This is a genomic window from Streptomyces sp. OfavH-34-F, from assembly GCF_022347745.1.
Taxonomy (GTDB): Bacteria; Actinomycetota; Actinomycetes; order Streptomycetales; family Streptomycetaceae; genus Streptomyces.
The window spans coordinates 1-11,397 of the sequence record NZ_JAKRGC010000205.1 but is presented as its reverse complement, the minus strand read 5'-3'; the positions used below and the strand labels follow the sequence as shown (position 1 = coordinate 11,397).

General features: G+C 74.2%; 11 protein-coding genes and 2 pseudogenes. 5 read left to right on the top strand and 8 right to left on the bottom strand.

What is annotated here, in order from left to right:
- Positions 1-925 (top strand): annotated as a pseudogene (locus MHW47_RS24550) (transporter); the annotation flags it as partial.
- A 40-nt stretch (positions 926-965) separates the two neighbouring features.
- On the opposite strand, the gene MHW47_RS24545 reads toward MHW47_RS24550, so the two are convergent.
- On the bottom strand, positions 966-1,859 hold the full coding sequence (locus tag MHW47_RS24545) for an alpha/beta fold hydrolase (protein WP_239225948.1): 894 nt from the start codon (positions 1,857-1,859) through the stop codon (positions 966-968).
- A gap of 538 nt (positions 1,860-2,397) precedes the next feature.
- Entirely contained in the window at positions 2,398-3,090 is a 693-nt protein-coding gene (locus MHW47_RS24540; RefSeq protein ID WP_239225947.1) for a metal-dependent transcriptional regulator, read from the bottom strand.
- A gap of 183 nt (positions 3,091-3,273) precedes the next feature.
- Between MHW47_RS24540 and MHW47_RS24535 the strand changes: the two genes are divergently transcribed.
- On the top strand, positions 3,274-4,029 hold the full coding sequence (locus tag MHW47_RS24535; protein ID WP_239225946.1) for an SIS domain-containing protein: 756 nt from the start codon (positions 3,274-3,276) through the stop codon (positions 4,027-4,029).
- Positions 4,030-4,341: 312 nt separating this feature from the next.
- Here MHW47_RS24535 and pdxH read toward each other — a convergent pair whose 3' ends face one another.
- Positions 4,342-4,983: a pyridoxamine 5'-phosphate oxidase gene (pdxH, locus tag MHW47_RS24530; RefSeq protein WP_239225949.1), complete on the bottom strand. Its 642-nt coding sequence runs from the start codon at positions 4,981-4,983 to the stop codon at positions 4,342-4,344.
- A 120-nt stretch (positions 4,984-5,103) separates the two neighbouring features.
- On the opposite strand from pdxH, the gene MHW47_RS24525 reads away from it, so the two are divergent.
- A complete protein-coding gene (locus MHW47_RS24525) occupies positions 5,104-6,213 on the top strand; it encodes a citrate synthase 2 (RefSeq protein WP_239225945.1) in 1,110 nt (369 codons plus the stop codon).
- 142 nt (positions 6,214-6,355) lie between these two features.
- A complete protein-coding gene (locus tag MHW47_RS24520) occupies positions 6,356-7,117 on the top strand; it encodes a thioesterase II family protein (protein ID WP_239225944.1) in 762 nt (253 codons plus the stop codon).
- Between the two features lie 51 nt (positions 7,118-7,168).
- On the opposite strand, the gene MHW47_RS24515 is transcribed toward MHW47_RS24520, so the two are convergent.
- The 4 genes from MHW47_RS24515 to MHW47_RS24500 all read right to left on the bottom strand — a co-directional run bounded on the left by MHW47_RS24515 (position 7,169) and on the right by MHW47_RS24500 (position 9,756).
- Entirely contained in the window at positions 7,169-7,756 is a 588-nt protein-coding gene (locus MHW47_RS24515) for a hypothetical protein (protein ID WP_239225943.1), read from the bottom strand.
- A 23-nt stretch (positions 7,757-7,779) separates the two neighbouring features.
- Positions 7,780-8,331 (bottom strand): GNAT family N-acetyltransferase, encoded by a 552-nt coding sequence (locus tag MHW47_RS24510; RefSeq protein WP_239225942.1) that lies wholly within the window; start codon positions 8,329-8,331, stop codon positions 7,780-7,782.
- Positions 8,332-8,434: 103 nt separating this feature from the next.
- Positions 8,435-9,031, bottom strand: coding sequence for a TetR/AcrR family transcriptional regulator (locus MHW47_RS24505; RefSeq protein WP_239225941.1), 597 nt, complete (start codon positions 9,029-9,031; stop codon positions 8,435-8,437).
- Positions 9,019-9,756 (bottom strand): enoyl-CoA hydratase family protein, encoded by a 738-nt coding sequence (locus tag MHW47_RS24500; protein WP_239225940.1) that lies wholly within the window; start codon positions 9,754-9,756, stop codon positions 9,019-9,021. Before MHW47_RS24500 ends, MHW47_RS24505 begins: the two co-directional genes overlap by 13 nt.
- A gap of 153 nt (positions 9,757-9,909) precedes the next feature.
- Here MHW47_RS24500 and MHW47_RS24495 point away from each other — a divergent pair, with 153 nt between their 5' ends.
- Entirely contained in the window at positions 9,910-10,986 is a 1,077-nt protein-coding gene (locus tag MHW47_RS24495; protein ID WP_239225939.1) for a DUF4037 domain-containing protein, read from the top strand.
- A gap of 166 nt (positions 10,987-11,152) precedes the next feature.
- Here the strand turns inward: MHW47_RS24495 and MHW47_RS24490 are convergent.
- Positions 11,153-11,397 (bottom strand): annotated as a pseudogene (locus MHW47_RS24490) (hypothetical protein); the annotation flags it as partial.

Genomic DNA, 11,397 nt, shown 5'->3' with positions numbered 1-11,397 from the left:
CTCCGCGGCCGACGGGGCGTACGGGCGGGCCGCCGCCCAGCTGCTGCTCGCCGCGGCGGCCCTGGTGGCGCTGCTGTGGCTGTGGCAGCGCACGCTGACCCGGCTGATGACCGCGCCGGACGGTTCCACGACGGCCGCCGCCGAGCCCGGCCGCGAGAAGTCCGGCCGGACCGGGGGCGGGCTGTGGGCGCTGCTCCCGGAGGGCCGGACCGGCACGGTGATGCAGCGGTCCCTGCGGTACGTGGCGCGCGATCCGAAGACCAAGGCGGCCTGGGTGACCGCGCTGGCGGTCGGGCTGATCGTGCCGCTGATCAACGCCGTGCAGGGGCAGGGCTCGGTGTACTTCGCCTGCTTCGCGTCCGGGATGCTCGGCATCCAGATGTACAACCAGTTCGGTCAGGACACCTCGGCGTTCTGGATGGTGGCGCAGACGGTCTCCTCGGAGCGGGACGCGTACGGGGAGCTGCGGGCGCGGGCGCTGGCGCTGCTGCTGATCACGCTGCCGTACACGGTCCTCGTGTCGGTGGTGACGGCGGCGCTGCTCGCGGACTGGGCGGCGCTGCCGGGGGTGGTCGGGCTGTCGTTCGCGCTGCTGGGCGCGATGCTGGCGACGGGCGCGGTGGCGTCGGTGCACTTCCCGTACTCGGTGCCGCAGGAGGGCGCGTTCAAGAACGTGGCGCCCGGGCAGGCCGGAATCGCCTGGATCTCGATCCTGGGCGGCATGGTCGCTGCGGCGGTGCTGAGCGCGCCGGTGATCGCGCTGACCATCACGCTGCATGTGACGGGCGGGACGGACTGGCTGTGGGTGCTGCTGCCGGTGGGCGCCGCGTACGGCGCGCTGATCGCCTGGGGCGGGCTGCGGCTGGCGGCCCCGCGCATGGCGAGGCGGCTGCCGGAGATCCTGTGGGCGGTCAGCAAGGGCTGACCGCCGGGCGGGCCTACGGCGAGACCGGCGCGCGGTCGTCCTACGGGGAGACCGGCGCGCGGTCGTCCCGGGCGTCCTTGGCCAGTTGCTCCAGGAACGGTTCGACCGCGGCGCGCCAGCCCTCCGGCCGGTCGAGGTGGACCAGGTGGCCGGCGTCGGCGACTTCCGCGTACTGCCCGCGCGGCAGCACCCGGACCATCTCCTGCGCCTCCGCCCGGCCCAGCTCGCCGTCGAGCCCGCGCAGCACGAGGGTCGGGCAGCGGACCTGGGCCAGCTCCTCCCAGTGCGCGTCGTACACCCAGGTGGCGCGGGACGCGAGCATCTGGCGGCGGGAGAACACCGGCCGCCAGCCGTCCGCCGCCTCGGCCATCACCGCGGCGTAGAAGGCGCCGCGCGCCGGGTTGGGCTGCTCCACCCAGGGGTCCTCCTCGCCGAACCAGCGCCGGGCGGCCTCCCGGGAGGCGAAGGGGAGCGGCCAGGTCCGGAACCAGTCCTCCCACTCGCGCTGCGAGGCCGCGCCGAGGGCGGAGGCGCGCATGTCGCAGATGACCAGGGCGCCGACCAGGTCGGGGCGCTTGGCGGCGAGCTGCCAGGCGGTGAGCGCGCCCATGGAGTGGCCCACCAGGGTGACGGGCCCGAGGTCCAGTTGTTCGATCGTCGCCTCCGCGTCCGACACGTAGGCGTCACGGGTGTAGGGGCCGTCGGCCGGCTTGCCGCTGTCGCCGTGGCCGCGCTGGTCGAGGGCGACCGTGCGGTGGCGTCCGGCGAGCCAGGCGGCGGCGGACGCCCAGTGCGCGGCCCGGCCCATCAGGCCGTGCAGCAGTAAGACGGCGGGGGCCCGTAGGCCGTCCGCGCCCGCCCCGGGCGGCCCGGCGAACTCCCAGGCCGCGAGGCGTACGCCATCCGTTCCGGTCACATCGATGCGCCGCGCCATAGCTGCTGGCACCCCCTTCTGTCCCCTGGGCCACCGGTCGGTCGTCTCGGCCAGACTATCGAACTCCTATTCGAACACCGGGGTATGCCGGACAACACCGCTCGTTCGAGTGACTGCTTCCCAGGATTGACGGCGGCAGCTGCGGGGAGATGTTCACCGGGAGGCGGGCCACTCGGGGATGAGGGCTCGCGGGACCGACCTCGAGAGCTCGGGGCTCCAGGTCGGACACAGGGGAGGACAGGCCCCGGTGCCTAGCGGCGCCGGGGCCGCCCGCATGTGCGCGGACGGCGGGCGCGCTCCCGTACGACGGGCGCATCGCAGCTCCCCTCCCCGGCCGGACGGACCGGCGGCCGACACGTACGGCTACCCTTCCGCCACAGCGTGGCACGTACGGCGGCGGAGCGCTGCGGTTCCGACCGGAAAAGGCGAAGACCGGACGCCCGCGGCCACAACCGCCGGCGCCCGGTCTCCGGGAACGGCCTCTCGGGAACGACCCTTCGGGGACGGCCCTTCGGGAACGGCCCCTCGGGGACGCTCCCTACCGCTTGGCGACGAAGACGTGCGAGGCGACCTCGGAGTCCAGCTCCGCCGCCTCGCCGCTGCTGCCGACGAGCACGCCGCCGGGCGACTGGGTCACGCTGACCACCGAACCGGGCTGCACGCCCGCCCGCCGCAGCGTGTACATCAGCTGGGCGTCCGTCTGGATCGGCTCCCCGATCCGGCGGACCACCACCGTCTTCCCCTCTCTGCCCGGATCCAGCTCGGACAGGCTGACCATGCCCTCGTCCAGGAACGGATCGGCCCCGGCGTTCTCGCCCAGCTCCTCCAGGCCCGGGATCGGGTTCCCGTACGGCGACTCCGTCGGGTGGCGCAGCAGCTCCATCACCCGGCGTTCGACCGCCTCACTCATCACGTGCTCCCACCGGCACGCCTCGGCGTGGACCTGCTCCCACTCCAGGCCGATCACGTCCACCAGCAGGCACTCGGCCAGCCGGTGCTTGCGCATGACGCGGGTCGCCAGCCGGCGGCCCTCCTCCGTCAGCTCCAGGTGCCGGTCGCCCGCCACCTGGACCAGGCCGTCGCGCTCCATTCGCGCCACCGTCTGGCTCACGGTCGGGCCGCTCTGGTCCAGCCGTTCCGCGATCCGGGCGCGCATGGGGACCACACCTTCCTCTTCGAGTTCGAGGATGGTGCGGAGATACATCTCCGTGGTGTCGATCAGTCCGGACATTCGTGCCCCTCGATGCAGTCGTGCGCTGGCCCTCAGCCAATTCTGACGCATCGGGGCGGGAACCGTGCCGTGCCGGTCGTACCGTGCACGCTGCGGTATTGACAGGTCACTGGTCCAGACCGCACCGTGATCGCGGTACGGACGCCCCTGGACATCTCCACCCCGCCGGAAAGGCCCTCATCGATGAGCGAAAGCAAGCTGGCCGGTCAGTTCTTCGACGCGGCGATCGGCCTGCTGGGGCGAGTACGCGACGAGGAGGCCGCCAACATCGCGGCCGCCGGTGCCGCGATCGCCGACACCGTCGAGGCGGGCGGCAGGCTCTTCGCCTTCGGCGCCGGACACTCCTCGCTCCCCGCCCAGGACGTCGTCTACCGTGCGGGCGGCCTGGCCCTGATGAACCTGATGGTCGTGCCCGGGGCCCTCGGCGTGGACGTCATGCCGGCCACCCTCGGATCGGCGCTGGAGCGGGTGGACGGCCTGGCGGGCGCGGTCCTCGACTCCAGCCCCGCGAAGGCCGGCGACGTCCTCGTCATCATCTCGCTCTCCGGGCGCAACGCCCTGCCCGTCGAGATGGCGCTCAACGCGCGTGCGCTGGGCCTCAAGGTCATCGGCGTCACCTCGGTCGCGTACGCGGAGAACACCCGCTCCCGGCACAGCTCGGGCGGGTTCCTGCGCGACCACTGCGACATCGTCCTCGACAGCAAGATCGCGATCGGCGACGCGGAGCTGGAGGTGGACGGCATCGAGGCGCCGTTCGCCCCCGCGTCCACCGTGGTCACCAGCGCGATCATGCAGGGCGTGATGGCCGCCGCCGCCGAGGAGCTGCTGGCCCGCGGCATCGAGCCGCCGCTGCTGCGCTCGGGCAACGTGGACGGCGGCCACGAGTGGAACGGCCGCGTGATGACGCAGTACGCGGACCGCATCTTCTACCGGCACTAGATTCCGGCCCGGCAGTCCGTGCGGCTTCCGGCCCGGAAAACGGCGCCGATTAATTCGCTTGTACGGGCTCCGGCCGGTTCCTAGGCTGGGGGTACACGCGAAAGGAGGTGATCCGAAAAGTGCAGTCTTATCGGATTCGTGAGGTGGCTGCGGGCTGACGGCCCGTCGTCGCACTTCGTGCACCTCGGCGGACTGTCTGCCGAAACCCAAAGCAGTCACCGACCCGCAGGCTCGCCGGCAGATCCGGCCGGCTCCCTCCGTCAGGGGGGACCAAGAGCCTGCGGGTTTCCGCGTGTCGGGGCCCTTACGGCGTCACGGGCAGAGCCGCTCCACCCGCCATCCGGCGTCGCCGCTCCCGCCCTCCTCGCGCACGTAGCGCAGCCGGTCGTGCAGGCGGTTCTCGTGGCCCTGCCAGAACTCGATGGTGTCGGGGACGACGCGGAAGCCGCCCCAGTGCGGCGGCGCCGGGACCTTCTCGCCCTCCGGGTAGCGGGCCGACAACTCCTCGTAGCGGCGGACCAGCTCGTCGCGGTCGCCGATCACCGCGGACTGGTCGCTGGCCCAGGCGCCGAGCTGGGAGCCGTGGGGCCGGGTGCGGAAGTAGGCGACGGTCTCCTCGCGGGCGACGCGGGACGCGGTGCCGGTGACGATGACCTGGCGGGCCAGCGGGTGCCAGGGGAACAGCAGCGAGACGTACGGGTTGGCGGTCAGCTCGCGGCCCTTGCGGGAGCCGTAGTTGGTGAAGAACACGAAACCGCGCGCGTCGTACATCTTCAGCAGCACCGTGCGGGAGGACGGGCGGCCGTCGGGCGTCGCCGTGGACACCACCATGGCGTTCGGCTCGTGGAGCATGCCGCCGGCGGCGACCTGACGGAACCAGAGCGCGAACTGGTCCATGGGATCGGGCGCGAGAGAGTCCTCGGTGAAGCTCTCGGATCGGTATTGCTCGCGCATCGCGGCCGGATCGGTGGTGGAATCGAGGGAGGAATCTGGGGTGGGCACGGTGCCATCCTGCCGCAGCGGCCGGACGGGCAGCAGCCCGCCCGGCGACCGTCGACCCGAGGGAGCCGTCTGATGTCCGACTTCGTACCCGGACTCGAAGGAGTCGTCGCGTTCGAGACGGAAATCGCCGAGCCGGACAAGGAGGGCGGTTCGCTCCGGTACCGGGGCGTCGACATCGAGGAACTGGTCGGCCACGTCTCCTTCGGCAACGTGTGGGGGCTGCTGGTGGACGGGGCGTTCGAGCCCGGTCTGCCGCCGGCCGAGCCGTTCCCGATCCCGGTGCACTCCGGTGACGTCCGGGTCGACGTGCAGGCCGCGCTCGCGATGCTCGCCCCGGTGTGGGGGCTGAAGCCGCTGCTGGACATCGACGCGGAGACCGCCCGCGAGAACCTGGCGCGGGCCGCCGTGATGGCGCTGTCGTACGTGGCGCAGTCGGCGCGCGGGCAGGGGGTGCCGATGGTCCCGCAGCGCGAGATCGACCGGGCGGAGTCCGTCGTGGAGCGGTTCATGATCCGCTGGCGCGGCGAGCCGGACCCCCGGCACGTGAAGGCCGTGGACGCGTACTGGACGTCGGCCGCCGAGCACGGCATGAACGCCTCCACGTTCACCGCCCGCGTCATCGCCTCGACCGGGGCGGACGTGGCCGCCGCGCTGTCCGGCGCGGTCGGCGCGATGTCGGGCCCGCTGCACGGCGGCGCCCCGTCCCGCGTGCTCGGCATGATCGAGGAGATCGAGCGGACCGGCGACGCCGCGGCGTACGTCAAGCGGACCCTGGACCGGGGCGAGCGGCTGATGGGCTTCGGCCACCGCGTCTACCGGGCCGAGGACCCGCGCGCCCGGGTGCTGCGGCGCACCGCCGAGGAGCTGGGCGCGCCCCGCTACGAGGTGGCGCGGGCGCTGGAGGTGGCCGCCCTGGAGGAACTGCACGCGCGCCGCCCGGACCGGGTGCTGGCGACGAACGTCGAGTTCTGGGCGGCGATCATGCTGGACTTCGCCGAGGTCCCGGCGCACATGTTCACGTCGATGTTCACCTGCGCCCGGACGGCGGGCTGGTCGGCGCACATCCTGGAGCAGAAGCGGACCGGCCGCCTGGTGCGCCCGTCGGCGCGTTACGTGGGCCCGGGCCCGCGCGGCCCGCAGGAGATAGCGGGGTACGGGGACCTGCCGGGCGTATCCGGCTGAGCGGGGCTCCCGGGGAGGGTCGCCGTCCGGCCAGGGGCGGGGGCGTCGTCTGGCAGGGGCGGGGGCGCGGCTGCCAGAATCCTGTCCGACCGTGACCGGACAGGACGCCGCCCCCGCCGGCGGCGGAGCAGAGGGGGACCGCATGAGTGCGACGGCACAGCCGCAGGGGGAACGCTGGGTCTTCGGCCGGCTGCCCGTGGGCACGGTGCACACGCGGCTGATCTGCGTACCGCAGGCCGGCGCGGGGGCCGGGGCCTTCGCGGGGTGGCGCAAGCACATACCGGAGGGCTGGGAGCTGGCCCCGGTCGAACTGCCGGGCCGGGGCGCGCGGGAGACCGAGCCGATGCCGGCCGGGTTCGACGCGCTGGCGGGCCGGCTGCTGGCCGGGCTGACGCCCGAACTGACCATGCCGTACGTGCTGTTCGGGCACAGCTTCGGCGGGGCGCTGGTGTACGAGCTGAGCCGCCGGATCGCGGCGCGGGGGCTGCCCGCGCCGCTGGCGACCGTGGTCTCCGGCTTCCGGCCGCCGCACGTCCCGTCCACGTCGCGGATGGGCCTCGCCTCCGACGCCGAACTCCTCGACTGGCTGCGGCGCAACGGCGGACTGCCCGAGGAGCTGCTGGCGTTCCGGTCGTTCCTGGACCAGATCATGCGGATCATGCGCATCGACCTGCGGCTGGCGGAGAGCTATCTGCTCGCCGAACCCGACCCGCTGCCGGGCCCGTTGCACGTGTTCGGCGGCGAGGACGACCAGGTGACGCGCGCCGGCGAGCTGCCGGGCTGGCGCGACTGCGCGGGCGGGCCGTTCTCGCTGACGCTGCTGCCCGGCGGCCACAACTATCCGCACGACGACCCGGCCGCCATGGTGGCCGCGCTGGCGGGCGTACTGGCGCCGACGCCGTGAGCGGTGCGCGAGCCGGTGCCGGGCGCGGGCCCGGTCCGGCCCGCGCCGGTGCTACAGCTTCCCCCGCAGGACCGCCGTACGGTGTCCCCCGAGCTGCCGGCCGAGGTCGCGGATGAAGGCGGGGGTCAGCTCCGCCCAGTTCCAGAAGGTGAGGCCGAGCAGGCCGCAGGCGAAGTAGTCGTCCTCCCAGCTCCACCGCGCGACGGAGCTCTCGCGGGCGCAGGCGGGGCAGCGCACCAGGCCCTCGCCGCCCTCGGTCCACTCGGCGAACTTCCCGGCGAACGGCTCCCAGGCCCCGTCGATCTCCTCCCAGGTCTCCTCGTCCAGCAGCCGGACCTCGGCCGCGCAGAGCGGGCAGACGGCCGCGGCCGGTTCGCCCTGACCGCTGTCGAAGACGGTGCGCCCGGTCTGGAGGTGCAGGCCGTTGGTCCAGAGGTCGACGGGTGCGGGGTCGTCCACGGCCTTCGCGTAGTGCGGGCCCGGCGCGTGTCCCTGTCCGCCGCCGCCGAGCACGCAGTCACTGGTGGCGGCCGTCACGATGCCCTCGGCGATCAGCCATGCCAGGGCCCGGTCGGCCAGCCCGGCCGCCTCCTGTTCGGTGGCGTCGAGGTCGACGACGGTCTGGAACCAGTCACCCATGTCCGCTCCCCTTCCGTCTTCCGTCAGGCGCCGGGGCGGTCGAGCGCCCAGGTCTGGAGGGCGAACGGGCGCCCCTTCTCCTCGCCCTCGATGAGCGGGACGCCGAGCAGCCGGAAGCCGGTCGCGGTGGCCACGGCGACGCTCGCCGCGTTCTCCGCCTCCAGCTCCAGGATGACCCGGTCCGCGCCCAGTTCCGCGAAGGCGTACGCGGCCATGACCCGTACCGCGCGCCCGGCGAGCCCCTGCCCCCGGTGGGCGGGCCCGACCGCGTACCCCAGCTCGGTACCCTCCGGGGAGCGCCGCAGCATCACCTCGCCGAGCGGCGCCGCGCCGTCCAGCGTGATGGCGAGCAGGACGGCCGTGCCCTCGGCGCGCAGCCGCCGGGCGGTGCCGAGGCGGTTGCGGGCGGCCTCGTCGTCGAAGGGCGAGACGATGGGCGTCCAGTACGCGATGTCCGGGTGGTCGAACAGGGCCGGCATCGCGGGGACGTCCTCCTCCCGCCAGTCGCGCAGCACGAGTCCCTCGCCGCTGAGTTCGAGGTGCTCGGGGAAGGGAGGCGTGGCGCTGCTGGTCATGGTGCGGACCCTATCCGCGCGACCGTCGGACACCAAGGCGTTTCCCGCACCGGGGGGCGGCGCCCGGGGTGGGCCGGGGCGGGCCTGGGCCGGGGCGGTCCGCTCAGTCCAGCGCCCCGTCGAGCAGCGCCGCCCACTGGGCGACCACCCGGCGGCGGCGCGCGGTGTCGTCGGTGAGGACGTTGGCGAGGCCCAGGCCCCGGGCCATGTCGAGCAGCCCCTGCACGGTCTCGCGCACCCCGGGCCTCGTCTCGTCGGCGCGCAGGAGGTGGACGGCGATGCGGTGGGTCTCGCGGCCCACCCGCGCCTCCAGTTCCGTGACGCGGGGCCGCAATTGCTCCTCGTTGGAGGCGGCGACCCAGAGCTGGAGGGCGGCGCGGAAGAGGGGCCCGGTGTAGAGGTCGACCAGGGCGGCGACGACGGCGGCCCGGTCCTGGTCGGGAACGGCGCGCAGGGCGGCGGAGCGTTCCTCGGCGACGTACTCGACGGCGGCGGTGAACAGGTCCTCGCGGGTGGGGAAGTGGTGCTGGGCGGCCCCGCGCGAGACGCCGGCGCGTTCGGCGACGACGGCGACGGTGGACCCGGCCCAGCCGTGCTCGGCGAGGCAGGCCACGGCGGCCTCCAGGAGGCGCCTGCGGGTGGCGCGGCTGCGGTCCTGCTTGGGGCCGGGGCTGCCGCTGCCCGTACTCACAACGCCCATGCGGGTTCCCGTCGTTCGAGGAAGGCCGTCATCCCCTCGCGGGCCTCGGCGGAGGCGAACAGCCGGGCGGAGCGGGCGATGAGGTCTTCGGCGTGCTGGTCGAAGCTCTGCAGCACAGTAGCCGTGACCAGGGCCTTGGAGGCGGCCAGCCCCTGCGGGGAGGCCCGGCGCAGCCCGTCCAGGACGGGTTCGAGGGCGGCGTCCACGTCCTCGGCGGCGAGGGTGACCAGTCCGATGCGGGCGGCCTCCGCCGCGTCGAACCGCTCGCCGGTGAGGGCGTAGCGGGCGGCGGCGCGGGGGTCGACGCGGGGCAACAGCGGCATCGAGATCACGGCGGGCGCGAGGCCGAGCCGGGATTCGGTCAGCGCGAAGGTGGCGCCGGGCCCGGCCGCGGCGATGTCGCAGGCCGCGAGCAGCCCGAACCCGCCGGCCCGGACGTGCCCGTCGACCCGGGCGACGACGGGCTTGGGCAGGGCGACGAGGCGCCGCATCAGGGCGACGAAGTCGTGCGGGTCGGCGGGTGCCCGGAGATCGGCCCCGGCGCAGAAGGTGGTGCCGGTGTGGGTGAGGACGACGGCCCGCACGTCCGCGTCGGCCGCGCACCGGTCCAGCTCCGCCGTCAGTTCGGCGACGAGCCCGGCGCTCAGGGCGTTGCGGTTGGCGGCCGAGTCGAGCGTCAGGGTGGTGATGCCGCGCGCGTGGGCGGGCGGGGCGAGCTGACTCATGGGACGCGCTCCTGACTGCTGCGGGGCCGGTGGACGCATCGAGCGTGGCAGCCGGCCCAAGAACAATCAAGCACGCTTGCATGATTTCACGGAGCGTGTGCGCGGCGGCCGGTGCGCCGAAAACCCGTTGATGCCCTTCGTAGCCTGGGAACCATGACCGGACTCCAGCTCTGCCACCGCTTCTACGACCGGGCCGTCGCCCCGCTGCTGGCCGGCGTCCCGCACGCGGCCGGTCTGCTCGGGGACGGCTCCGAGGTGCTCGGCTTCGACGACGCGGTCTCCCCGGACCACGACTTCGGGCCCCGGGCGCAGGTGTTCGTGACGTCGACGGCCGACGCGGAGCGCGCGGAGGTGGCCTTGACGCGACTGCCGCCGCGCTTCGAGGACTTCCCGGTCGCGTTCGTACGGGGCAGCCGCCTCGGCGGGGCCGCGCACCACCAGGTGGAGGTGGTGACGGCGCCCCGGTTCTTCACGGACCTGATCGGCCGCGACCCGGTGGACGGCATGACCACCGCCGACTGGCTGACCACCCCGACCCAGCGCCTGGCCACCCTGACCGGCGGCGCCGTCTTCCACGACCCGGAGGGCGCCCTCGCACGGCGCCGCGCGGCCCTGGAGTGGTACCCGGACGACGTCTGGCGCTACGTCCTGGCGGCGGCCTGGCTGCGCGTGTCGCAGGAGGAGGCGTTCGTCGGGCGGACCGGCTCCGTTGGGGACGACCTGGGCAGCGCCCTGGTGACGGCCCGGGTGGCGCGCGATCTGGTCCGCCTCGCCTTCCTCGTGGAGCGGCGCTGGGCCCCGTACGGCAAGTGGCTCGGCAGCGCCTTCGCGCGGCTCCCGCTCGCCGGGCGCGTCGGCCCCCACCTCACGGAGGCCGTCCGGGCGGCCGGCTGGCGCGACCGGGAGGCCGCCCTGTGCGCCGCCCAGCGCGAACTGGCGGTGGCCACCAACCGGCTCGGGCTGGCCGACCCGGTGGACCCGGAGCCCCGCCGCTTCTACACCCGCGACCTGCGCGTCCTCTTCGGTGACCGGTTCACCAGCGCCCTGGTCGACCGCGTCACCGATCCGGAGGTCCGGGCCCTGATCGTCCGCCTCGACCACGGCCGCCCCACGCTGCCGGGCGCGATCGACCAGGCGGTGGACTCGGTGGAGATCCTGACCCGACCGGACCGCTGCCGAGCGGCGGCGGGGCTGCTGGGCCCGGAGCAGGAGCAGGCGAGGGGCGCGTAGCCCTAGGGGGTGTCTGACGAATCCCCGTGGAGGAAGGAGCGGCGTCTGGTGCGTGCGGTCGCAAGGCGCCGGGAAGTTCTCGTAGCGGAGCTACTAGGGCTTTTCGGCAACGCGGCGAGCGTGCGTGCCAGGCGTCGCGACGCCGCGGGGATTCGTCAGACACCCCCTAGCGTCCGTTCAGCTCCAGGGGCGGATTGGGGTCGTTGTCCTCGTTCATGAAGTCCTTCATGCCCTGCCACAGCGAGCGGGCGCGGTGGACGGTGGCGCCGCGGGCGTCGGCCAGCACCTCCGTCCGCTCGCCGAAGCCGGGCGGGAGCGGCGGGAGGTCCAGCGCGTGCAGGGTGCGGACGAGGAGTTCGCCGGGGTCGCCCGGGTCGCGCAGCAGCCGGGCCACCTCGCGGGCGTCGCCGC